The sequence below is a fragment of the Stenotrophomonas sp. YJH_SMC_135 genome (assembly GCF_059372355.1).
Map to the genome: position 1 here is coordinate 341864 of NZ_JCAFVN010000004.1, position 22060 is coordinate 363923.

Genomic DNA, 22060 nt, shown 5'->3' on the forward strand with positions numbered 1-22060 from the left:
GTAGAGACAGAATCGCTGGAAAACAATGCTAAGTCTTTGTAATTAAAGGTATTTCAGACCTCGAAACCCTCTGTATTACCGACCCCCAAGGGGTGGGGAAAGCTGTGGATAAATCTGGCGCGATTTCAAACGGCATTTTTATCCACAACGTGTCCCGCGCTTGCTACCGGATTCTGCACCGTTTTGTGCGATGACGCCTCATCGGCATCCGTGCATCATTCGCTCAGCTTCCGGATCAGCTTGTCCCAGTCTTCGCGGAGCTTGCCGTCGGTCTCCATCAGGGTCCGGATCTGGCGGCAGGCATGCAGCACCGTGGTGTGATCGCGACCGGCAAAGGCGTCGCCGATCTCGGGCAGGCTGTGCTCGGTCAGTTCCTTGGTCAGTGCCATGGCGACCTGGCGGGGACGGGCCAGCGAGCGGGTCCGACGCTTCGACAGCAGATCCTTGATCTGCAGGCCGTAGTAGTCGGCAACGGTTTTCTGGATGTTGGGAATGCTGATCGCCTGCTGCTGGGCGCGCAGCAGGTCGCGCAGGGTTTCCTGGGCGAATTCGGTGGTGATCGCGCGGCCGGTGAAGTTGGCGCGGGCGGTCAGGGTATTCAGCGCGCCCTCGAGGTCGCGCACGTTGGAGCGCATCTTCTTGGCGATCAGGAACGCAACATCATCGGGAATCTCGGCACCGCGTTCGCGCGCCTTGGCCAGCACGATCGCGGCGCGGGTCTCGAAGTCCGGCGGTTCGATCGCGACCGACAGGCCCCAGGCAAGCCGCGACTTCAGGCGCGCTTCCAGGCCCTCGACTTCGCGCGGATAGCGGTCGCAGGTCAGGATGATCTGCTGCTTGCCATCGAACAACGCGTTGAAGGTGTGGAAGAACTCTTCCTGGGTGCGGTCCTTGCCGGCGAAGAACTGGATGTCATCGATCAGCAGCGCATCCACCTGCTGAAACTGGCGCTTGAACTGATCCATGGTCTTTTCCTGCAGGGCCCGGATCATCGCGCTGAAGAACTGTTCCGAACGCAGGTACAACACCTTTGCACCTGGATTGGCCTGGCGCATGGCGTTGCCGGCGGCGAACATCAGGTGGGTCTTGCCCAGGCCCGTGCCTCCGTACAGCAGCAGCGGGTTGTGCGCCCGGTCGCCCGGTTTCTGCGCTGCCTGGAAGGCGGCGGCCAGGCCCAGCTGGTTGCTGCGGCCTTCGACGAAGTTGGCGAACGTGTAGTGGCTGTCCAGATTGCCGGCGAAGGGCACCTGCGGTTCGCTGGACACATGCGCCGACGGCGTGGAAACCGGCGCGTTCTGCGCCTCCACAGGGCGCGGGCGCGAGCCGATTTCAAGAAAAACGTCGCTGAAACCGGCGAAATGCGCCAGCAGCTCGCGGATCCGGGCCAGGTACAGCTCGCGGACCTGGTCGACGATGAAGGCATTCGGTGCATACAGCACCAGGCTGTCCACGCGCAGATCGGCCTGCAGCGGCTTCAACCAGGTATGAACGTCTTCCGGCGGGAACTCCGCTTCGAGGCGCTCGAGACTACGGGACCAGGCATCCATCAGCAATAATCGTCCGGTGGCCGGGGCATGGACGCGACAAGGCGCCCAAACACAGGCCGGAAAGGGGGGAAATGGATGGCTCAGACTACCACCGAGCGCCCGCCTTCGGAATGCTTGTCCCCTACTTATTCACAAAAACATCCACAGCTATTGCACAGCCCGGTGAATTCGCGTAGCTGCCAGGGGTTGACGCGGGGTAGGGTACCTCTCTAGAATTTCCGGTTCTTTCCGTCCCATTCATACGAGAGGCCCCCAATGGCCACGAAGCGCACCTACCAGCCCAGCAACCTCAAGCGTAAGCGCGACCACGGCTTCCGTGCCCGTATGAAGACCGCTGACGGCCGCAAGATCCTGTCGCGTCGCCGCGCCAAGGGCCGCAAAGTCCTGAGCGCCTGATTGCCATGCCGCACCCCGCGGCAGACGCAATCCCTTCGACAGTGAATACTGCAGACCCGCGCAAGCGATTCCCTCGCTCTGCGCGGGTTCGCACGCGTGCCGAATATTCAACGGTCTTCAACGGCGCCCGCCGTGTGTCCGATCCGCTGATGACCCTGCACTGGCTGCCGGCTGACCGGCCGGCCAGGCTGGGTCTGGCGGTTTCCCGCAAGGTTGATCCGAACGCCGTGGGGCGTAACCGGATCAAGCGCGTCCTGCGCGACATCCTGCGTCAGACACGTACCGAAATCCAGCCAGGCGACTTCGTCGTCGTGGCGCGTAGTGCTGCGCGTTCCGCCAGCAACGACGAGATCCGCCAGGCCTTCCTGCGCCTGCTGCGTCGCCTGCGTGCATTGCCCGCGCCGGGCGTGGACGGCACAATGCCGCCGCCTGATGGCATCGCAACTCCTTCTTTGACCGAGCCGGCATCGCGTCCCGGCCCCGCCGAGCCTGTCCGCTGATGAACCAGACCCGCGTATTCCTCATTTTTGCCTGGCTGATGGTGGCCGTGCTGCTGTGGATGGAGTGGAGCCGTGAAAAGGCTGCTCCGACCCCGGCACCGACGACCACGTCGGCCCCGGCTGCTGCACAGAGTGTTCCGGGCGCGACCCCGGGCAGCATCCCCAGCGCGCAGGTCCCGGGTGCGCCGGGCCAGGCCGCTGTGCAGGCCCAGGCCAGCGCCACCCCGGCCAGCCAGCGCGTGACCGTCACCACCGACGTGCTGCGCCTGGTGCTGGACGGCGGCCGTGTGCTCGATGCCGAGCTGCTGCAGTTCCCGCAGACCAAGGACGAAGGCAGCCCGCCGGTTCGCCTGCTGACCGAAGACCCCGCGCATCCGTACAGCGCGATCAGCGGCTGGGCCAGCGAAGACAAGAACACCCCGGTTCCCGGCGCTGACGGCTTCAAGCTGGTCGGTGATACCAAGGACTTCGTGCTGGCCAAGGGCCAGAACGAACTGCAGATCCCGTTCGTGTGGACCGCCGACAACGGCGTGACCATCAAGCGCACCCTGACCGTCTCGCGCAACGAGTACGCCGTGCGCTTCAAGGACGAAGTCAGCAACGCCGGCGCCGCACCGTGGAACGGCTACGTCTACCGCACCCTGGACCGCACCCCGACCATCCTGTCGCGGAGCATGACCAACCCGGATTCGTTCAGCTTCAACGGCGCCACCTGGTACGACAACGACAAGAAGTACCAGCGTCGTGCGTTCAAGGATTACCTGGACGACGGCGCACTGAACCAGAACATCACCGGCGGCTGGCTGGCGATGCTGCAGCACCACTTCTTCACCGCCTGGATCCCGCAGAAGGACCAGACCGCGCACTACGTGCTGTCGCAGGTGGCCGGTCGTGACCTGATTGAAGCGCGTGGCCCGGCCTTCACCGTGGCCCCGGGCCAGTCCACCAGCACCGAGGCCCGCCTATGGGTCGGCCCGAAGCTGGTCAACCTGATCGCCAAGGAAGACGTGCCGGGCCTGGACCGCGTGGTCGACTACAGCCGCTTCTCGATGATGGCGGTGATCGGCCAGGGCCTGTTCTGGGTGCTGAACCAGGTGCACAAGCTGGTCGGCAACTGGGGCTGGGCGATCGTCGGCCTGGTGGTGCTGCTGAAGCTGGTGCTGTACCCGCTGTCGGCGACCCAGTACAAGAGCGGTGCCAAGATGCGCCGCTTCCAGCCGCGCATCGCGCAGCTGAAGGAACGCTATGGCGATGACCGCCAGAAGTTCCAGACCGCGATGATGGAGCTGTACAAGAAGGAAAAGATCAATCCGATGGGCGGCTGCCTGCCGATCCTCATCCAGATGCCGATCTTCTTCGCCCTGTACTGGGTGCTGGTGGAATCGGTCGAACTGCGCCAGGCGCCCTGGTTCGGCTGGATCCAGGACCTGACCGCACGCGACCCGTACTTCATCCTGCCGGTCATCAACGTGGCAGTGATGTGGTTCACCCAGAAGCTGACCCCGGCACCGGGCATGGACCCGATGCAGCAGAAGATGATGCAGTTCATGCCGCTGGTGTTCGGCGTCATGATGGCCTTCATGCCGTCCGGCCTGGTCCTGTACTGGGTGGTCAACGGTGGCCTGGGCCTGCTGCAGCAGTGGTGGATGACCAAGCGCCATGGCGGCGAGCCGGTTGCGGCCACCACCGCTCCGGCCCCGGTCAAGAAGAAGTAATCGGTAGAGCCGGCCGCTGGCCGGCCGACCCCAGCAAAAGCCCGCCGCAAGGCGGGCTTTTCGCATGCGGCGGTAGAATCGCCGGCACACCGTTCCTCCCACCTTCGAGTCCGCCATGCCGCGTGCGTCGTCGTTCCGCCTGTTCCTGCCCTCGCTGTTGTTGACCCTGGTTGTTGCCGGCTGCGGCGACAAGGACGCGAAGGCGCCGGCGACCACCGTCACCCAGCCAAGCGCGCAGGCCGCGGCCGCCGCCGATCCGGCCGCCGCGCCGTTGCTGGCGGCGCTGCAGAAGCAGCTCGACGGCTACCGCCGGATCATCGTGCTGCTGGCAGACGAGGAACAGCAATCGGCCGCCGACCGCGGCACCTCCACGCGTGTGGGCCAGCAGCTGTTCCACGATGGCCTGGAACAGCGCACGGCGATCGCCGCGCAGTTCGACACCCTGCTGCGCGGCTCCAGCCCGCAGCGCTTCGCCACCCTCGGCACCGTGCTGGACTACATCGAGTCGGCGCCGGAACTGTTCGACGCCGACCGCCTGGCCTTCCGCGAAGTGCTGCGTGATCTGCATGAGCGGGTCGGCACTGATTCGTCGCTGCCGGCGGTCAAGCTGCACCAGCGCATCGGCGAGGACCTGGAGGCACTCGACGAGATCGAGCGAAACTACAACCAGGAACTGACCCGCATCTTCAGCCGCTTCGAGCGCACCCGTGCCATCGAGCTGAAGCGTGAGAAGTGGGACGACTACATCGCCCACCTGCACAAGGACTACAGCCGCGAAGCGATCCTGCGCGACTACGGCGTGATCGAGCCCTACCCGATGTCGATGAAGGACAGCGACCGCGAGATCTTCGGCCGCGACCTGCCGGCCAAGACCGTGGTGCTGACCTTCGACGATGGCCCGCACAAGGCCTATACCGATGAAGTGGTGGCCATCCTCAAGCGCTACGACGTGCCGGGCGTGTTCTTTGAAGTGGGCCGCAACCTTGGCAAGGTCGAGGCCGATGGCAAGGTCAGCCTTGGCCCGATGGCGAAGATCAGCCGCAACCTGATGGAAGAGGGCTATGCGGTCGGCAACCACAGCCTGACCCACGCCCAGCTGTCGCGCACCACCGGTGACGCGCTGCGCCAGCAGGTGCTCGACACCGACACGCTGCTGAAGGATGTCGACAGCAAGCGCGCGCCGCTGTTCCGTTTCCCGTATGGCGCGCGCAACGCCGAAGGCCTGCAGCTGCTCAACGAGGCCGGGCTGAAGTCGATCATGTGGAACATCGACTCGATGGACTGGGCCGACCCGGTACCGGAATCGATCGTGCAGCGCGTGCTAGACCAGGTGAACAAGGAACAGCGCGGCATCATCCTGTTCCACGACATCCACGACCGGGCGGTGAAGGCGCTGCCGCAGATCCTCGACCGGCTGATCGCCGATGGTTACCAGTTCGCCGGCTGGAACGGCCGTGACTTCACTGTCGCCCGTGCGCGCAAGGGTGATGCCGGTGCCGCCACGGTCACCACCGGCTACGAGAAGTCCTGGGCGATCGTGGTCGGCATCGACAACTATGCCAAGTGGCCGAAGCTGGAGTACGCCAGCCACGACGCGCAGGCGGTGGCCGATACCCTGACCGGGCAGTTCGGCTTCCCGTCCTCGCAGGTGATCGTGCTGAAGAACGAGCAGGCGACCCGCAACAACATCCTCGCGGCCTTCCACGATCGCCTGGCCGATGACCGCACCGGCAAGAACGACCGCGTGTTCGTGTTCTTCGCCGGCCATGGCGCGACCCGCCAGCTCGCTTCCGGGCGCGACCTGGGCTACATCATTCCGGTCGATTCGGACCCGAAGGAATTCGCCACCGACGCCATCGCGATGACCGACATCCAGAACATTGCCGAGAGCATGCAGGCCAAGCATGTGATGTTCGTGATGGATGCCTGCTACAGCGGCCTGGGCCTGACCCGCGGTGGGCCGTCGTCGTCGTCGTTCCTGCGCGAGAACGCGCGTCGCAGCGCGCGGCAGATGCTGACCGCCGGTGGTGCCGACCAGCAGGTGGCCGATGCTGGCCCGAACGGCCATTCGGTGTTCACCTGGGTGCTGTTGCAGGCGCTGGCCGGCAAGGGCGACCTCAACGGCGACGGCCTGATCACCGGTACCGAGCTGGCCGCCTACGTGGCGCCGGCCGTATCGGCGGTCTCGCACCAGACCCCGGCCTTCGGCAGCCTGCCCGGTTCGCAGGGCGGCGAGTTCGTGTTCCAGGTGCCGGACAGCCAGGAATTCCTCAACGCCGATACGCGCCAGCTGACCGCCGATGCGATCGCGCTGAACAACAAGGTGGACGCGGCCAGCGAGGCCAAGGGCAGCCAGGCGCCGGTGACGGTGGCCGACCTGCAGGGTGGCAAGGCCAAGCTGGTGGTGCCCACCGCTGGCCCGGCGTCCGACCGCCAGCGCGCGCAGCAGGCCAACGACCGCGGCCTGCAGCTGTACCGCGAGAAGCAGTACGACGAGGCAGCCGCGCAGTTCGCCGAAGCGCTGAAGCTGCGTCCTGATTTCGCCCAGGCCGCCAACAACCTCGGCTTCGTCTACTACCGCCAGCAGCGCTATGCAGAAGCCGCGCGCTGGCTGGAGAACACGCTGAAGATCGACCCGTCGCGCGCGGTGGCCCATCTGAACCTGGGCGATGCCTACTTCAACGCCGGCGACAAGGCCAAGGCGAAGCAGGCCTACACCACCTACCTGGCGCTGCAGCCGCAGGGCAGTGGCGCGGCCCAGGCGCGCGCGCAGCTGGAGAAGCTCTGAGCCATGAACGACGCGATCCGCACCGACACCATCGTGGCCATCGCCAGCGCCCCCGGCGCCGGCGGTGTCGGCCTGTTGCGCCTGTCCGGTCCGCGCGCTGCGGCGATTGCCAATGCGCTGGGGGCGCCTGCACTGCGCCCGCGCCACGCGCACTACGCGCGCCTGCGTGATGCCGACGGCGAGGTCATCGACGATGGCATCGTGCTGTGGTTCCCGGCACCGAACAGTTTCACCGGCGAAGAGGTGGTGGAACTGCAGGGCCATGGCAGCCCGGTGCTGCTGCAGCAGCTGGTCGCGCGCTGCATCGCGCTCGGTGCGCGCCAGGCGCGGCCGGGTGAGTTCAGCGAACGGGCGTTCCTCAACGGCAAGCTGGACCTGGCCCAGGCCGAGGCCATCGCCGACCTGATCGCTGCGGGCGACAACCGTGCCGCACGCGCGGCGCGTCGTTCACTGGATGGCGTGTTCTCGCGCCGCATCGATGCGGTGGTCGAGCAGCTGGTGCTGCTGCGCATCCACGTGGAAGCGGCCATCGACTTCGCCGACGAACCGCTGGATACCCTCGGTGGCGCGCAGGTACGGCGTGGGCTGGAACAGGCGCGCAGCGATCTGGCCATTCTGCGCCGCGATGCCGAACGCGGCCGTCGCCTGCGCGATGGCCTGCACGCGGTGCTGATCGGTCCGCCCAATGCCGGCAAGAGTTCACTGCTCAACGCGCTGGCCGGCAGCGAACGCGCCATCGTCACCGACATCGCCGGCACCACCCGCGACACCCTGCGCGAAACCATCCGCCTGGATGGCCTGGAGCTGACCCTGGTCGACACCGCCGGCCTGCGCGACGGCGGTGACGCCATCGAACGCGAAGGCATGCGCCGCGCCCACGTGGAAATCGAGCGCACCGACCTGGCGCTGATCGTGCTGGATGCGCGCGATCCGGCGGCCGGTGAAGCGGCGCTGGGCGAGGCCGTGGCGGCGGTACCGCACAAGCTCTACATCCACAACAAGTCGGATCTGCTGGCGGCGCTGCCGTCGCTGGATGATCCGGATCGGGTGTTCGTTTCGGCCGCCACCGGCGCCGGGCTCGACGATCTGCATGCGCGCCTGCGTTCGATAGCTTCGGCCGGTGCCGGTGAGCAGGTGGACGGCGAGTTCTCCGCGCGTACGCGCCACGTGGATGCGATTGAACGCGCGCAGGAACATGCGCAGCGCGCCGATGGCGAGCTGGCGCACGAGCACCTGGAGCTGGCCGCCGAGGAACTGCGGCTGGCCCACGATGCGCTGGGTGAGATCACCGGGCAGATGAGTGCCGATGATCTGCTGGGGAGGATCTTCTCCAGTTTCTGCATTGGCAAGTAACACGGGGTCAGATCCCCAAAGGGGCTCTGACCCTGCACGGTTCCGCCACGGGGTCGGAGCCCCTGCGGGGATCCGACCCCAGGTCCCCCACCTGTCACATTGCCGCCGCATACTGACGCCCATCACATACCGCTTGGGGAAGTCGCAGTGAAGTCGTGGGGTTGTGCGTTGCTGTTGTCGCTGGCCGTGGCACCATCGGTGGCCATGAGTGCTGAATCCTCCACCCCGGCCGTGCCCAAGGTGTCGGTCTACGGCCATCGCGGGGCAAGCGCACTGCTGCCCGAGCACACCCTGGCCTCGTATGCGCAGGCCATCGCCGATGGCGCCGACTACATCGAACCGGACCTGGTGATGACCAGGGACGGCGTGATGGTGGCCCGCCACGAGAACGAGATCGGCGGCACCACCGACGTCGCCTCGCATCCGGAGTTCGCCAGCCGCCGCACCCGCAAGGTGATCGATGGGCAGCAGGTCGAGGGCTGGTTCACCGAGGACTTCACCCTGGCCGAGCTGAAGACCCTGTACGCCCGTGAGCGCCTGCCGGAACTGCGCAGCACCGCCTACGACGGCCAGTTCCGCATCGCCAGCCTGGACGAGATCCTGGCCTTCCTGGTGCAGCAGGCCGGGCGCGCCAACCGTGGCATCGGCCTCGTGCCGGAGATCAAGCACCCGACCTATTTCCAGTCCATCGGCCTGCCGATGGAAGACAAGCTGCTGGCCGCGCTGCGTGGCAACGCGTACACCAATGTCGGCCCGGTCACGATCCAGTCGTTCGAGACCGCCAACCTGCGCTACCTGCATGGCAAGATCGGCCGGGGCAGCAACATCCGCCTGCTGCAGCTGCTGTGGAAGGGCGATACCCAGCCGGCCGACATCGCCAAGGCCGGCGGCACGCTGACCTACGCACAGATGATGACCCCGGCCGGGCTGAAGGACATCGCCGGCTACGCCGATGGCATCGGCCCCGAGCTGCGTTCGATCATTCCGCTGGATGCGAAGGGTGCGCTGGGCACGCCGACCGCGCTGGTACGTGATGCGCATGCGGCCGGCCTGATGGTGATTCCGTACACTTTCCGCCCGGAGAACCATTTCCAGCCCAGCAACCTGCGCAAGGGCGCCGACAACGCGCGCAACGTCGAAGGCTCGATCGCTGAGATGCGCGCCTACCTGGCGACCGGCATCGATGCGTTCTTCACCGATGATCCCGCGCTCGGCCGGCAGGCGGTGGACGGGATGGGCGCGGCGGGGAACTGAGCGATCAACGCGCCGGGCATGGCCCGGCGCTACCCGGGGGCCGGTGTGCTCTGGTAGGTGCCAACCTTGGTTGGCACGCAACAACCGCGCCGACCAAGGTCGGCCACTACCGGTTCATGAGGTTGCCGGCCAGTGGCCGGCACTACCGTTACCTCAACCGCGCGGCTCGTCCGGGCGGCGGAACGGGATCACCACGTAGTCCTGGCCCTCGCGCGGCTGCCACAACACCGGTACGCGCTGCGGAGACGGCGGCTCCAGCTCGTCGTCGGCCAGCGGCTCTGCCTCGTCTTCTTCGTCTTCCCAGCTGTAGCGCTGGCGCGGCGGCAGCGGATCGGCGTTGCGGAACAGCAGCGCGGCGATGATGCCGGCGAAGGCGCCGCCCATGTGCGACTGCCAGGACACGCCATCGGCATGCGGCAGGATGGTCATCAGCATGCCGCCATAGAACAGCATGCCGATCAGGCCGGTGGCGATTGCCGCACGGTCGCGGCGCAGCAGGCCGAGGCTGGCCAGCAGGAACATCAGGCCATGGGTCACGCCACTGGCACCCAGGTGCACGCTGCCCGGATTGCCCAGCATCCACGCGCCGAGGCCCGAACCCAGCCACAGCAGGGGCAGGGCGCGCACGGTGGCTTTGGGATACACACTGCCGGCCAGGGTGCCGAGGATCAGGATGGCGATGCTGTTGGCGGCGATGTGCTCGACCGAGGCATGCAGCATCGGGCCGCCGATCAGGCCGAGCAGGCCCTTGGCTTCCAGTGGCGCAACCGCCCACGGTCGCCAGTCGAACGTGCCCTGCAGGGCGAACACGGCCACCAGCACCAGCACGGCCGCCAGGCTGACATTGAACGCCCGCAGGATGCGCGAGCGGTCATTGCGGGGGGCCGGCACGTCGCCGGCGGGCAGGGGCGTGTTGTTGTCCATACCTCAGCAATGGCGGTGGCTGGCGCGAAACCAAGGCCACTGTTGCGGGAGAGTGGGTGCGGCCGGCGGGACAATCCCGCCGGCCGCGTCTTCCCACCGCCCAGGCTCAGGCGTGGCCCGAGCCTTCCTTCGGCGGGTACTTCAGGCTCAGCACCACGGTGGCGGCGATGATCACCGCGACCACGCCCAGCGACACCGGGGTCGGGATCTTGAACAGGTCGATGATCATCATCTTGATGCCGATGAAGGCCAACACCAGCGCCAGGCCGTACGGCAGCAGGTGGAAGCGGTCGGCCATGCCGGCCAGCAGGAAGAACATCGCACGCAGGCCCAGCACCGCGAACACGTTGGAGGTGAGCACGATGAACGGGTCGGTGGTGATCGCGAAGATCGCCGGGATGCTGTCCACGGCGAAGATCACGTCGGTGACCGCGATCAGGATCAGCACCGCGAACAGCGGGGTGAACCAGCGCACGCCATCGCGCTTCACGCTCAGCGCATTGCCGGCGTAGTCCGGCAGCAGGCGCAGGTGCTTGCGTATCCAGCGCAGGGCGGGGTTGGTTTCCAGATCCGGTTCCTGGCCGGCGGCGAACCACATCTTCCAGCCGGTGAACAGCAGGAAGGCACCGAACACGTAGAGCAGCCAATGGAACTGGCTGATCAGCACGCTGCCGGCGAAGATCATGATCGTACGCAGCACGATCGCACCCAGGATGCCGATGATCAGCACCTTCTGGCGCTGCTCCTCCGGTACTGCGAAGTAGCTCATGATCATCAGGAACACAAAGATGTTGTCGACCGCCAGCGCCTTCTCGACCAGGTAGCCGGTCAGGAATTCGAGGCCGACCTTGTTGGCCACCACCTGGCCGGCGGTCTCATTCAGGTAGCACCAGAGGCCGGCGTTGAACAACAGGGCCAGCGCGACCCAGCCGATCGACCACCACAGGGCTTCCTTGAAGGTGACCTTGTGCGGTCCACCATGGCGCATCAACACGAGGTCGACCAGCAGGGCGATGACCACCACCGCTGCGAAGCCGCCCCACAACCACACGTTACCGATCGTCTGCATTGGGAATGTCCGTTGGAAAGATGAATGCCAGGCCGGACGGCGAGGATCTGCAACGGAGGATCGGGAGGGGGATCCAGGGACAGAGCTTCGCCAGTACGGCGAAGGTCTCGCTCGCAGTTCCAGTCGGCTGGAACTGCCGTTGCACCGGAGCCTGCGGGCTCGAAATGACGGCGACAACGTCTGGGAGCTACTCCCCTTCTGGCGCCGATTCTGCCGTCTGGCTGGGCCGCCGTCAAATGGGGGACGAGGGGTCGGATCCCCGTAGGGGCTCTGACCCCATTCCCGAGCCTGTTCCGGCCTGGTGGGTGCCAACCTTGGTTGGCACGCCGGCGGGGGTCAGAGCCCCTTCGGGGATCTGACCCCGGCGCCCGGTTTACAATGGGTGGATGAATACCCCCCTTCCGATTGTCCGCCTCAAGAATGCGTGGCGCTCCAGCCACCCGTGGATCTTCCAGAAACTGGTCGAGAAGCCGACCGTCCGGCCCAAGCCCGGTTCCATCGTCGACGTGGTCGGCATTGATGGCGAGTTCATTGGCCGCGGGTTCTACAACGGGCATTCGCGCATTGCCGTGCGCATCCTTGAGACCGACCAGAACGTGCCGGTGGATGCCGGCTGGTTCTCGCGCAAGATTGCCCAGGCGGTGTCACTGCGCCGTGAGGTGCTCAAGCTCGACGCGGTCTCCGACGCCTGGCGCGTGGTGCACAGCGAAGGCGACGGCCTGTCCGGCCTGGTGGTGGATCGCTACGGCGACCTGGTGGTGGTCGAATTCTTCGCCGCCGGCATGTTCCGCCACCGCGAGTGGATCTACGACGCCCTGCGCGAGCAGTTCCCGGGTTGCCGCTTCCACAGCTTCGCCGATGAGCACGTGCAGAAACAGGAAAGCTTCGATTTCCACGGCAATACCACCACCGAGGCGTCGGTGATCACCGAGTACGGCATCAAGTTCCGCGCCGACCCGGCCGGTGCGCACAAGACCGGCTTCTTCGCCGACCAGCGCGAGAACCGCGAGTGGCTGAGCCAGCAGGTGGAAGGCAAGCGCGTGCTGGACCTGTGCTGCAACACCGGCGGTTTTGCGGTGTACGCGGCGGCGCGAGGCGCCTCGGAAGTGGTCGGCATCGACATCGATGAAGACGTCATCCAGATCGCCAAGGGCAATTCGCGCCTGAACAACGTGCGCCCGAAGTTCGTCCAGTCCGACATCTTCCCGTGGCTGCGTGATGCGGCCAATCGTGGCGAGCAGTACGACGTGGTGATCCTGGACCCGGCGAAGATGACCCGCGACCGCGACCAGGTCATCACTGCGCTGAAGAAGTACCTGGACATGAACAAGCTGGCGCTGGGCGTGGTCAAGCCGGGCGGCCTGTTCGCCACGTTCTCCTGCACCGGCCTGGTGGCCGAGGACCAGTTCCTCGACATGCTGCGCCGCGCGGCGTATTTCTCCGGCCGCACGATCCAGATCCTGAAGGTGGCCGGCGCCGGTCCGGACCACCCGTTCATGGCCCACGTGCAGGAATCGCGTTACCTGAAGGCCGTGTTCTGCCGCGTGGTCGACTGACCGCGTCACTGCCGATCTCTGTAGAGCCGAGCCCACGCTCGGATGATCTGTCTGGCAGCCGAGCATGGGCTCGGCTCTACAAAAAGGCCGGGTGCAGCGCTATGGTCGGGCTCTTCCCATTGCCGGTGAGAGCCCATGCCATCGTTGCGCCACCTGTCCGTCGTGCTCGCCGTGGCGCTGTGCGCGCCGCTGTCGGCTCATGCCATCGAGTTCAGCGCCGAGGAACTGGCCCGTGCCAAGGCGCTGCAGCAGCGCCTGGTCACGCTCGACAGCCATCTGGATACGCCGGCAAATTTCGGCCGGACCGGCTTCGACATCGAGCAGCGCCACGACCGCAACGCGCTTTCGCAGGTGGACTACCCGCGCATGGTCGAAGGTGCGCTCGATGGCGGTTTCTGGGCGATCTACACCGACCAGGGCGATCGCAGCGCAGCGGCCCACCTGGCCGAGCGTGACCACGGCCTGCAGCGACTGCTGGAAATCCGCGAGATGCTGGCGGCCAATCCCGCGCGCTTCGCGCTGGCACTGACCGCCGATGATGCGGCGCGGATCAAGGCCGCCGGCAAGCGCGTGGTCTACATCAGCATGGAAAATGCCAGCCCGCTGGTGGAAGACCCGAGCCTGCTCTCGTTCTACCACCGCGCCGGCCTGCGGCTGCTCAGCACCGTGCACTTCGCCAACAACGAGTTCGCCGATTCGGCCACCGATCCCAAGGGCGCGGAGTGGAAGGGCCTGAGTCCGGCCGGCAAGGAGCTGGTGCGGCAGGCAGTGAAGCTGGGCATCGTGATCGACCAGTCGCATGCCTCGGACGCGGTGTTCGACGACCTGCTGGCGATGATGCCGGTGCCCTTCGTGCTGTCGCACAGCTCGGCCAAGGCGGTGTACGACCACCCGCGCAATCTTGATGACGCGCGGCTGCGCAAGCTGGCCAAGGCCGGCGGCGTGATCCAGGTGAACGCCTATGGCGGCTACCTGATCGACACGGCGAAGACGCCCGAGCGCAAGCAGGCCGAAGAAGCGCTGAGCAAGCAGCTGGGCGGCTGGGAAGGCATGGGCATCGAGCAGGGTGTTGCCCTGCTGAAGGCCGAGCAGGCACTGGACCACGAGCACCCGGTGCGCCATGCCAGCCTCGACGACTTCTTCGCCCACTTCGAGCACATCCTCAAGGTGGTCGGCCCCGAGCACGTGGGTATCGGCCTGGACTGGGATGGCGGCGGCGGCCTGAGTGACCTGCCCGATGTCAGCCAGCTGCCGAAGATCACCGCCTGGCTGCTGCGCAAGGGCTATACCGAGCAGCAGATTGCCGGCATCTGGGGCGGCAACCTGCTGCGGGTGATGCGCCAGGCGCAGGACTACGCGGCAAAGCAGGGCGGTTGACCGCCCTGTGGTAGTGCCGGCCGCTGGCCGGCATTGCCCGTATCAACAGGATGAGAGGTGCCGGCCAGCGGCCGGCACTACCGGTGATCGGTCTATTTCGCGATCAGCGCATGGCGTCGGCTGTACAGCAGGTACAGCACCAGGCCGGCCACGTTCCACAACAGGAAGTACAGCTGGGTGGTGTGCGGCAGGCTGATGAACAGGTAGATGCAACCCAGTGCGGCCAGCGGGCCAACCACGAAGGCCAGCGGCGTGCGGAACGTGCGCGCGCGGTCCGGCTCGCGCAGGCGCAGCACCACCAGGCAGACGCCCACTGCAGTGAACGCGGCCAGGGTACCGGCATTGGCCAGCGCGGCGATCTCGTCCAGGCGGGCCACGCCGGCCAGCGCCGACACCACCACCGCAGTGAACAGCGTGGTCGCCACCGGCGTGCCGGTACGCGCGTTGACCTTGGACAGGCCACGCGGCAGCAGGCCGTCGCGGCTCATCACGAAGAAGATGCGGCTCTGGCCGTACAGGAAGGCCAGCAGCACGGTCGGCAGCGCGATGATCGCGATCACGCCGATCACCATCGCCGCTGTCGGATGGCCCAGCTGGCGCATGATCAGCGCCAGCGGCTCGGCGCTGTGCCCGAACACGGCGTAGCTCATCGCACCCACTGCAGCCAGCGCCACCAGCACGTAGACGATGGTGCAGCCGATCATCGAACCGATGATGCCGATCGACAGGTCACGGCCCGGGTTCTTGGTCTCCTCCGCAGCAGTGGAGATCGCATCGAAGCCGTAGAAGGCGAAGAAGATGATCGCCGCTGCCGCCATCACGCCGTGCTCGACGCCATCGGGGCCCATCGACTTGGCAAAGCCATACGGCATGAACGGCTGCAGGTTGGCGCTGTCGAACGCAGGCAGGGCCACGGCCACGAAGATCGCCAGCGCGATCAGCTTGAACACCACCAGGATGGCATTGAGCGTGGCGCTTTCCTTGGTGCCGGCCATCAGCATGACGGCCACCAGCCAGGTGATGATGATCGCCGGCAGGTTGATCATGCCGCCTTCCACGTGCGGGCCGGCTGCCAGCCAGGCCGGCAGGTGCACGTTCCAGCCGAACTGGGTGTGGACCCATTCGAGGAAGCCGACGAAGTAGCCGGACCAGCCCACCGCCACCGTACTTACCACCAGCGAGTACTCCAGGATCAGGCTCCAGCCCACCACCCAGGCGAACACCTCGCCCAGCGCACTGTAGCTGTAGGTGTAGGCGCTGCCGGCGGCCGGCATCATCGTCGACAGCTCGGCATAGGACAGCGCCGCACAGGCGCAGACCGCACCGGCGATGGCGAAGGAGATCAGCACGGCCGGGCCGGCCAGATTGGCACCGACGCCGATCAGCGTGTAGATGCCGGTGCCGACGATGGCACCGATGCCCAGTGCGATCAGGTGCGGCCAGCTGAGCGTCGGGATCAGGCGCCTGCCGGCTTCGTGGACGGTGACGGAATCTAGGGACTTGCGCCGGAACAGGGACATGCAGGCCTCGGAAGGGGTGACTAAGAACGACAAGTTCCCGAGTGTGACCGAACGCAGCGCAGCATTACCACTGACGGGGGTCATGCATGGCGGGGCACGCGCTGCGCCCCGGCCAGGCTGCCGGAATCGGCACAATCCGGCGGCAGCCACCGGTGTACGTTCGTCCCGGCCTCCGCTAGGACTCGATGTTGGCCATGCCGCTGACCGAATAGCGTTCGCCGGCCGCGGCATGCAGCGGGAAGGCCGCATCCAATGCGTCCAGCGTGGCCGCATCCAGTTCCACCTGCAGTGCAGCGAGGTTCTCGTCCAGCCGTGCCCGCCGCGTCGTGCCCGGGATCGGCACGATGTGCCCGCCGCGCGACAGCACCCAGGCCAGCGCCAGCTGCGAGGCAGCGATGCCGCGCTCGGCGGCCAGCGCCTGCACGGTGTCCACCAGTGCCAGGTTGCGCTGGAAGTTTTCGCCTTCGAAGCGGGGCGAGGTGCGCCGGTAATCGTCGGCGTCGAAGTCGTCCGGGCTGCGGATGGCGCCGGTCAGGAAGCCACGGCCCAGCGGCGAATACGGCACGAAGCCGATGCCCAGCTCCGCCGTGGTGGCCAGCACTCCGTTCTGCTCCGGCTCGCGCGACCACAGCGAGTACTCGCTCTGCACCGCCGTGATCGGGTGCACCGCATGGGCGCGGCGGAGGGTGGCCGCCGAGGCCTCGGACAGGCCCAGCCAGCGCACCTTGCCCTGTTCCACCAGGCGTGCCATGGCACCCACGGTGTCCTCGATCGGCACGGTCGGGTCGACGCGGTGCTGGTAGTACAGGTCGATGTGGTCCACGCCCAGGCGGCGCAGGCTGGCCTCGCAGGCGGCCTGCACATAGTCCGGGTGGCCGTTGATCTGCCGCGCCTTCGGGTCAGCCGGGTCCAGGCCGATGCCGAACTTGCTGGCCAGGAACACTTGGTTGCGGCGGCCGGCAATCGCGCGACCGACCAGCACCTCGTTGGTGTGCGGGCCATACACATCGGCGGTGTCGAGCAGGGTCACGCCACGGTCCAGCGCGTGCCGGATGACGGCAATGCCGTCATCGTCACTGCCGCGGCCGCCGTAGTACGCGCTCATGCCCATGCACCCCAGGCCGAGGGCGGACACGGTGGGGCCGGCGGGGCCGAGAGTACGGGTCTTCATGTGGATCTCCTTGGGGAAGGCGCCACGTCTGGATGGGCAGTGGCGAGGGGCACAGCATCCTCCACGCCATCATGTGGATAAACTGCGTGTCACCGGACTTACCTTGAAGGCTGCCTTCACAATGGATGCCTCCGTCCCGCTCACTGCTGTGGTCGCTTTCGTCCACGTGGCCGAGCACGCCAGCTTTACCCGCGCCGCCGATGCCCTGGGTGTGTCGACCTCGGCGCTGTCGCAGAGCGTGCGCGCGCTGGAAGCGCGGATGGGCGTGCGGCTGCTGCAGCGGACCACGCGGCGGGTCAACCTGACCGAGCACGGCGCGCGTTTCCTGCAGCGCGTGCGCGGCGGCCTGGACCAGATCGACCAGGCATTTGCCGAACTGGACAGCGCGCGCTCGGTGCCTGCCGGGCGGCTGCGCGTGACCCTGCCGCGCATCGTCGCCGATCGCATGGTGCTGCCGCGGCTGCCCGACTTCCTTGCGCGTTACCCGCAGGTGCAGGTGGAACTGTGCGTCGACCCCGCGCTGACCGATCTGGTGGCCGAGGGCTTCGACGCCGGCATCCGCCTGGGCGAATCACTCGCACAGGGCATGATCGCGGTGCCGGTCGGGCCACCCGAGCGGCAGGTGGTGGTAGCCACGCCGGCCTATTTCGAACGCCATGGCGTGCCGCAGACCCCGCATGACCTGCAGGGCCACGCCTGCATCGTGCACCGGCTGGCCAACGGCCGGCTGATGCCCTGGGAGTTCAGCCGCGACGGCCACGACCTGGACGTGCAAGTGAGCGGGCGGCTGGTGTTCAACGATGCCGGCGTCGCCCATGGTGCCGTGCTGGCGGGTCTGGGAATGGCCCAGGGCTTCGCCTCGTTGATGGCCGACGACATCAACGCTGGGCGACTGCAGAGCGTGCTGCAGGACTGGCAGCCGCCATTCCCCGGCTTCCACCTGTACTACCCCGCGCGTGAGCAGATGGCGCCCAAGCTGCGGGTGTTCATCGACCACCTGCGCGCGGAGATGCACGACCGGTAGATGCCAACCTTGGTTGGCATGCTTCAATCGACCACGCGCGCCGCTACGCCTCCCGGCCAATGGCAGCCATCCTCCTGCCACGCCTGGCTGTCATCGTGGAAGGTGGTGCGACGGCCATCACGGGCGCGTTCGTAGCTCAGATCCAGTACCAGCGCGCCCTGCGTGCTCAGCAGGTAGCGGCCGTTGAGGCGCCCGTCGATGCGTTCTTCCCAGACGCTGTCGAACTGGTACGGGCGATCCTCGGCCAGCACCGTGGTCTCCATCGAGATCCGGTGCAGGGGCAGGCGCTCGCGCTGGCCGGCGTAACGCACGTCGGCCCGGCCGTCTTCCAGCCAGCGCCATTCCAGGTGGATGTTGTCGTTGCGACCGCCCGTCAGGCAGCGATGGTCCTGCACGGTGCCGGCAGAGGCGGCACCGGCCAGCAGCAGGGTCATGCCGAGCAGTGGCAGCCGCCCGTTCATCCGTTCAGCCCCAGGCGGATGCCGAACCCCACCAGGAACAGGCCGGCCACCCGGCGCAGCGCATCGCTGATCCGCGGGTGCTGGATCAACCGGCGGCGGGCCAGGTTGCCCACGCCGATCAGCATCGAGCAGTAGGCGATGCTGACCACCAGGATGATGCCGGCCAGCGCGGCGAAGGTGGCGATGCCCTGGTGTGCCTTCGGATCGATGAACAACGGCAGGAAGGCCATGTAGAACAGGATCGCCTTCGGGTTGAGCAGGCTGACCAGGATCGCCTGCTGGAAGTAGCGGCCGGGTTGCATGCGGATCGGGCCGGCGTCGCCGCCCTCGTGCTTGGGCGTGCGCAGCAGGCTGATGCCGACCCACACCAGGTAGGCCGCGCCGAGGTACTGCACGGCGTGGAATACCAGAGGATTGGCCTTCAGCAGTGCGGCCACGCCGGCCAGCGCCAGCCACATCAGGATCTGGTCGCCGACCAGCAGGCCGGCCAGTGCGGTGTAGCCGCCGCGCACGCCGCCACGGCCGGTGGCAGTCAGCAGCGTGAAGGTACCGGGACCGGGCAGGGCGAGAAACACCAGCACGGCGACCAGAAACGTCCACAGGTCCTGGATGCCCATCCACGGCATGGCGGTGCTCTTCTGTTACGGGGGGCCGCCATTGTCGGCCAGCGCTGCGGCGGGCGACAGGGGGCCGGTGGGGCCAACCGGCATCCCGGACAGCAGCGGTTGCAGGTGCTGGCGCAGCTGCGCGTGCAGCTGCCGCACGGCGGGTGAGAACTGCTTGCGATGCGGGCACACCAGCTGCAGCGGGATGCTGCTGCCAACGCCGTCCAGCAGCACCTGCAGGCGCCCGGCCAGCACATCCTCGCGCAGGTCCAGCCAGGACTTGTAGGTGATGCCTTCGCCGGCCACGGCCCAGCGCCGCACCACGTCGGCGTCGTCGCAGACCAGCGGGCCGCGTACCGGAACCACGCTGCGGCGCCCGTCCACCTCGAACGACCAGCGATCGTAGGCGCGGCCATTGAGTTGATAGATCAGGCAGTCGTGCTCGCGCAGATCCTCCAGGCGCGTGGGCGGGCCACGCCGCTGCAGGTAGCCGGGTGAGGCGGCCAGCACGCGCCGGTTGCCTTCCAGCAGGGGCAGGGCTACGTAGTTGGCGTCATCGAAGTGGCCGATGCGGATGGCCACGTCGACCGGTTCGCGGAACACGTCGGCGACCTCGTCGGACAGGCGCAGGTGCAGGCGCAGCCGCGGGTGCGCGGCGCGGAACGCGCTCAGCCAGGGCAGCAGCAGGTTGCGGCCGAAGTCCGACGGCGCCGACAGCTGCAGGATGCCGTGCAGCTCGGTGTCCTCGCCCTGCACGCGGGCCTGGCCTTCGCGCAGGGTGGCCAGCACCTCCTGCGCATACGGCAGGTAGAGCGCGCCCTCGCCGGTCAGGCGCAGGCTGCGGGTCGTGCGCACGAACAGGCGCAGGTCCAGCTCGCGCTCCAACCGTGCCACCGCCGCAGCGACCTGCCCGGGCAGCAGGTCGGCCTCGCGGGCGGCCTGCGAGAAGCTGCCCAGCGCGGCAGTGCGGACGAACAGCTGCAGATCGTCGAAGCGGATCATCTTCATCGCCAGAGTGAAAGTGCTGCCCGATTCTGCGCCTTTCCGAGGGAGCGCGCGCGGCGCAACCTGTCGCCTCCTTCCCCACTGGACCGCTGCCATGCGCGCCATTGCCTATACCCACGCCGGCCTGCCGATCGATGATGCCCGGGCCCTGATCGACATCGAACTGGAGCTGCCGCAGCCCGGCCCCCGCGACCTGCGCGTGGCGGTACGCGCGGTGGCGGTGAACCCGGTCGACACCAAGGTCCGCCGCGGCGTGGCCACCGATGGCCCGCGCGTACTGGGCTGGGACGCGGTCGGCATCGTCGACGCGGTGGGCAGCGAGGTGACCCTGTTCCAGCCCGGCGACGCGGTCTACTACGCCGGCGTCATCGACCGCCTGGGCAGCAATGCCGAGTACCAGCTGGTGGACGAGCGCAGCGTCGGGCGCAAGCCGGCCAGCCTCGATGATGCCGCCGCCGCGGCGCTGCCATTGACTGCAATCACCGCCTGGGAGCTGCTGTTCGACCGCCTGCGCATCCCCGAGGGTGGTGGCGAGGGCCAGACTCTGCTGGTGATCGGTGCTGCCGGTGGTGTCGGTTCGATCCTGGTGCAGCTGGCGCGGAAGCTGACCAGGCTGACCGTGATCGGCACCGCCTCGCGTCCGGATACCCAGGACTGGGCATACGCAATGGGCGCGCACCACGTGATCGACCACCGCCTGCCGCTGGCCGAGGGACTGGCGCGGCTCGGCATCAGCGAAGTGCAGCATGTGGCCAGCCTGACCCACTCCGACCAGTACTACGCGCAGATCGTGGAACTGCTGGCGCCGCAGGGCCAGCTGGGGCTGATCGATGATCCTGGCCAGGTGGACGTGATGGCGCTCAAGCGCAAGGCGTTGTCACTGCACTGGGAGTCGATGTTCACCCGGCCGCTGTACCGCACCGCCGACATGCAGCGCCAGCACGACCTGCTGAACCGTGTGGCCGAGCTGATCGACACGGGCGTGCTGCAGACCACGCTGGGCGAGCACTTCGGGCGCATCGACGCGGCCAACCTGCGGCGCGCCCACGCGCTGCTGGAGAGCCACCGCGCCAAGGGCAAGATCGTGCTGGAAGGCTGGTAAGGCCGGGTCGTTCCCGCACCCTTGGGGTCAGATCCCTTTGCCCCGGGAAAGGGATCCGACCCCTGCCTCAGGCCACGCCGTTGTCGACGTGTTCGGCGAAACCGGGCTGCTGGCGCAGGCGCTCGAACCAGGCGCCCACGTGTGCCAGCGCCGGCTTGTGGCCCGGTGTGCTGCGCCAGCGCTGGGTCGACAGCCCGAGCACGATGTCGGCGAGGGTGAAGGTGTTGCCAGCGGCGTAGCCGCCAGCGGCCAACTGGGCATCAAGCACGCCCATCAAGCCGTTCCACTGGACCAGGCTGGCCTCGGCGCGGGCATCGTCCGGGTAGTCCGGATGCTGGCGCACGCGTGCCATGAACACGTGCCGCCAGGCACTGTTGAGGTCGCTGGCCTGCCAGTCCATCCATTGTTCGACCCGCGCACGATCCTGTGCCGCGCGGGGCAGCAGGTCATCACGGCCAGCGCGTACGGCCAGGTAGCGGCAGATGCTGTTGGATTCCCACAGCACGAAGCCGCCATCGCGCAGCACCGGCACCTGCCGGTTCGGGTTCAGTGTGGCCAGCAGGTCCGTCGGCGGCGCTGGCTCGTGGTGAAGTGGCAGGTCGAGGCCGGCGCACAGCCAGAGCACCTTGCGCACGTTGATGGAGGTGGGTTTTCCGTACAGAGCGAGCATGGGGGCTTCCGGGGCAGACCGAC

General features: G+C 67.3%; 19 protein-coding genes. 10 read left to right on the plus strand and 9 right to left on the minus strand.

The window, feature by feature from the left end:
- Nucleotides 1–215: 215 nt before the first annotated feature.
- Nucleotides 216–1547, minus strand: coding sequence for a chromosomal replication initiator protein DnaA (dnaA, locus tag AC5P98_RS16285; protein ID WP_014645405.1), 1332 nt, complete (start codon nucleotides 1545–1547; stop codon nucleotides 216–218).
- Between the two features lie 255 nt (nucleotides 1548–1802).
- Between dnaA and rpmH the strand changes: the two genes are divergently transcribed.
- The 6 genes from rpmH to AC5P98_RS16315 all read left to right on the plus strand — a co-directional run bounded on the left by rpmH (nucleotide 1803) and on the right by AC5P98_RS16315 (nucleotide 9553).
- The gene (gene rpmH, locus AC5P98_RS16290) at nucleotides 1803–1943 is read left to right on the plus strand and encodes a 50S ribosomal protein L34 (RefSeq protein ID WP_005411729.1); all 141 of its coding nucleotides are present in this window, start codon (nucleotides 1803–1805) and stop codon (nucleotides 1941–1943) included.
- 5 nt (nucleotides 1944–1948) lie between these two features.
- Complete coding sequence (gene rnpA / locus AC5P98_RS16295) at nucleotides 1949–2443, plus strand: ribonuclease P protein component (protein ID WP_080053031.1); 495 nt, start codon at nucleotides 1949–1951, stop codon at nucleotides 2441–2443.
- A complete protein-coding gene (gene yidC, locus AC5P98_RS16300) occupies nucleotides 2443–4158 on the plus strand; it encodes a membrane protein insertase YidC (RefSeq protein WP_014648955.1) in 1716 nt (571 codons plus the stop codon). The genes rnpA and yidC overlap by 1 nt, the downstream gene beginning before the upstream one ends.
- A 115-nt stretch (nucleotides 4159–4273) precedes the next feature.
- Nucleotides 4274–6946 (plus strand): polysaccharide deacetylase family protein, encoded by a 2673-nt coding sequence (locus tag AC5P98_RS16305; RefSeq protein ID WP_032958459.1) that lies wholly within the window; start codon nucleotides 4274–4276, stop codon nucleotides 6944–6946.
- A 3-nt stretch (nucleotides 6947–6949) separates the two neighbouring features.
- Entirely contained in the window at nucleotides 6950–8299 is a 1350-nt protein-coding gene (mnmE, locus tag AC5P98_RS16310; protein WP_049408439.1) for a tRNA uridine-5-carboxymethylaminomethyl(34) synthesis GTPase MnmE, read from the plus strand.
- Nucleotides 8300–8446: 147 nt separating this feature from the next.
- Entirely contained in the window at nucleotides 8447–9553 is a 1107-nt protein-coding gene (locus AC5P98_RS16315) for a glycerophosphodiester phosphodiesterase (RefSeq protein ID WP_049408437.1), read from the plus strand.
- A gap of 153 nt (nucleotides 9554–9706) precedes the next feature.
- Here the strand turns inward: AC5P98_RS16315 and AC5P98_RS16320 are convergent, their stop codons facing one another.
- On the minus strand, nucleotides 9707–10477 hold the full coding sequence (locus tag AC5P98_RS16320; protein WP_032958447.1) for a rhomboid family intramembrane serine protease: 771 nt from the start codon (nucleotides 10475–10477) through the stop codon (nucleotides 9707–9709).
- A gap of 106 nt (nucleotides 10478–10583) precedes the next feature.
- On the minus strand, nucleotides 10584–11546 hold the full coding sequence (locus AC5P98_RS16325) for a TerC family protein (protein ID WP_495230112.1): 963 nt from the start codon (nucleotides 11544–11546) through the stop codon (nucleotides 10584–10586).
- A 386-nt stretch (nucleotides 11547–11932) separates the two neighbouring features.
- Here AC5P98_RS16325 and AC5P98_RS16330 point away from each other — a divergent pair, with 386 nt between their 5' ends.
- Both AC5P98_RS16330 and AC5P98_RS16335 read left to right on the plus strand, forming a co-directional pair.
- Nucleotides 11933–13102 (plus strand): class I SAM-dependent rRNA methyltransferase, encoded by a 1170-nt coding sequence (locus AC5P98_RS16330; RefSeq protein ID WP_032958445.1) that lies wholly within the window; start codon nucleotides 11933–11935, stop codon nucleotides 13100–13102.
- 135 nt (nucleotides 13103–13237) lie between these two features.
- Entirely contained in the window at nucleotides 13238–14479 is a 1242-nt protein-coding gene (locus tag AC5P98_RS16335; RefSeq protein WP_049408434.1) for a dipeptidase, read from the plus strand.
- A gap of 92 nt (nucleotides 14480–14571) precedes the next feature.
- Here AC5P98_RS16335 and AC5P98_RS16340 read toward each other — a convergent pair whose 3' ends face one another.
- Together AC5P98_RS16340 and AC5P98_RS16345 are read right to left on the minus strand one after the other, a co-directional pair.
- The gene (locus AC5P98_RS16340) at nucleotides 14572–15999 is read right to left on the minus strand and encodes an amino acid permease (protein WP_049408432.1); all 1428 of its coding nucleotides are present in this window, start codon (nucleotides 15997–15999) and stop codon (nucleotides 14572–14574) included.
- Nucleotides 16000–16174: 175 nt separating this feature from the next.
- Entirely contained in the window at nucleotides 16175–17170 is a 996-nt protein-coding gene (locus tag AC5P98_RS16345) for an aldo/keto reductase (protein WP_046433390.1), read from the minus strand.
- A 121-nt stretch (nucleotides 17171–17291) separates the two neighbouring features.
- On the opposite strand from AC5P98_RS16345, the gene AC5P98_RS16350 reads away from it, so the two are divergent.
- Nucleotides 17292–18194, plus strand: coding sequence for a LysR family transcriptional regulator (locus tag AC5P98_RS16350; RefSeq protein WP_032958441.1), 903 nt, complete (start codon nucleotides 17292–17294; stop codon nucleotides 18192–18194).
- Between the two features lie 23 nt (nucleotides 18195–18217).
- Here AC5P98_RS16350 and AC5P98_RS16355 read toward each other — a convergent pair whose 3' ends face one another.
- From AC5P98_RS16355 to AC5P98_RS16365, 3 genes are read right to left on the minus strand one after another with little or no spacing between them, the layout of a single operon-like run.
- Nucleotides 18218–18655, minus strand: a complete 438-nt coding sequence (locus tag AC5P98_RS16355; RefSeq protein WP_014648944.1) for a hypothetical protein — start codon at nucleotides 18653–18655, stop codon at nucleotides 18218–18220.
- Complete coding sequence (gene leuE / locus AC5P98_RS16360; RefSeq protein ID WP_005411716.1) at nucleotides 18652–19281, minus strand: leucine efflux protein LeuE; 630 nt, start codon at nucleotides 19279–19281, stop codon at nucleotides 18652–18654. The genes AC5P98_RS16355 and leuE overlap by 4 nt, the downstream gene beginning before the upstream one ends.
- Before the next feature lie 15 nt (nucleotides 19282–19296).
- Nucleotides 19297–20268, minus strand: a complete 972-nt coding sequence (locus tag AC5P98_RS16365) for a LysR family transcriptional regulator (RefSeq protein ID WP_049408426.1) — start codon at nucleotides 20266–20268, stop codon at nucleotides 19297–19299.
- A gap of 91 nt (nucleotides 20269–20359) precedes the next feature.
- Between AC5P98_RS16365 and AC5P98_RS16370 the strand changes: the two genes are divergently transcribed.
- Nucleotides 20360–21367: a zinc-binding alcohol dehydrogenase family protein gene (locus AC5P98_RS16370; protein WP_049408425.1), complete on the plus strand. Its 1008-nt coding sequence runs from the start codon at nucleotides 20360–20362 to the stop codon at nucleotides 21365–21367.
- A gap of 67 nt (nucleotides 21368–21434) precedes the next feature.
- On the opposite strand, the gene AC5P98_RS16375 is transcribed toward AC5P98_RS16370, so the two are convergent.
- Complete coding sequence (locus AC5P98_RS16375; RefSeq protein ID WP_032958433.1) at nucleotides 21435–22037, minus strand: glutathione S-transferase family protein; 603 nt, start codon at nucleotides 22035–22037, stop codon at nucleotides 21435–21437.
- Between the last annotated feature and the right edge of the window lie 23 nt (nucleotides 22038–22060).

What these genes read in the sequence shown, in the direction of transcription:
- AC5P98_RS16325 (WP_495230112.1), bottom strand. Translation starts at nt 11,546, where the DNA reads ATGCAGACGATCGGTAACGTGTGGTTGTGGGGCGGCTTCGCAGCGGTG.
- AC5P98_RS16330 (WP_032958445.1), top strand. Translation starts at nt 11,933, where the DNA reads ATGAATACCCCCCTTCCGATTGTCCGCCTCAAGAATGCGTGGCGCTCC.
- AC5P98_RS16320 (WP_032958447.1), bottom strand. Translation starts at nt 10,477, where the DNA reads ATGGACAACAACACGCCCCTGCCCGCCGGCGACGTGCCGGCCCCCCGC.
- AC5P98_RS16365 (WP_049408426.1), bottom strand. Translation starts at nt 20,268, where the DNA reads ATGAAGATGATCCGCTTCGACGATCTGCAGCTGTTCGTCCGCACTGCC.
- yidC (WP_014648955.1), top strand. Translation starts at nt 2,443, where the DNA reads ATGAACCAGACCCGCGTATTCCTCATTTTTGCCTGGCTGATGGTGGCC.
- dnaA (WP_014645405.1), bottom strand. Translation starts at nt 1,547, where the DNA reads ATGGATGCCTGGTCCCGTAGTCTCGAGCGCCTCGAAGCGGAGTTCCCG.
- AC5P98_RS16375 (WP_032958433.1), bottom strand. Translation starts at nt 22,037, where the DNA reads ATGCTCGCTCTGTACGGAAAACCCACCTCCATCAACGTGCGCAAGGTG.
- rnpA (WP_080053031.1), top strand. Translation starts at nt 1,949, where the DNA reads ATGCCGCACCCCGCGGCAGACGCAATCCCTTCGACAGTGAATACTGCA.
- leuE (WP_005411716.1), bottom strand. Translation starts at nt 19,281, where the DNA reads ATGCCGTGGATGGGCATCCAGGACCTGTGGACGTTTCTGGTCGCCGTG.
- AC5P98_RS16355 (WP_014648944.1), bottom strand. Translation starts at nt 18,655, where the DNA reads ATGAACGGGCGGCTGCCACTGCTCGGCATGACCCTGCTGCTGGCCGGT.
- rpmH (WP_005411729.1), top strand. Translation starts at nt 1,803, where the DNA reads ATGGCCACGAAGCGCACCTACCAGCCCAGCAACCTCAAGCGTAAGCGC.
- AC5P98_RS16350 (WP_032958441.1), top strand. Translation starts at nt 17,292, where the DNA reads ATGGATGCCTCCGTCCCGCTCACTGCTGTGGTCGCTTTCGTCCACGTG.
- AC5P98_RS16345 (WP_046433390.1), bottom strand. Translation starts at nt 17,170, where the DNA reads ATGAAGACCCGTACTCTCGGCCCCGCCGGCCCCACCGTGTCCGCCCTC.
- AC5P98_RS16370 (WP_049408425.1), top strand. Translation starts at nt 20,360, where the DNA reads ATGCGCGCCATTGCCTATACCCACGCCGGCCTGCCGATCGATGATGCC.
- AC5P98_RS16340 (WP_049408432.1), bottom strand. Translation starts at nt 15,999, where the DNA reads ATGTCCCTGTTCCGGCGCAAGTCCCTAGATTCCGTCACCGTCCACGAA.
- AC5P98_RS16305 (WP_032958459.1), top strand. Translation starts at nt 4,274, where the DNA reads ATGCCGCGTGCGTCGTCGTTCCGCCTGTTCCTGCCCTCGCTGTTGTTG.
- AC5P98_RS16335 (WP_049408434.1), top strand. Translation starts at nt 13,238, where the DNA reads ATGCCATCGTTGCGCCACCTGTCCGTCGTGCTCGCCGTGGCGCTGTGC.
- mnmE (WP_049408439.1), top strand. Translation starts at nt 6,950, where the DNA reads ATGAACGACGCGATCCGCACCGACACCATCGTGGCCATCGCCAGCGCC.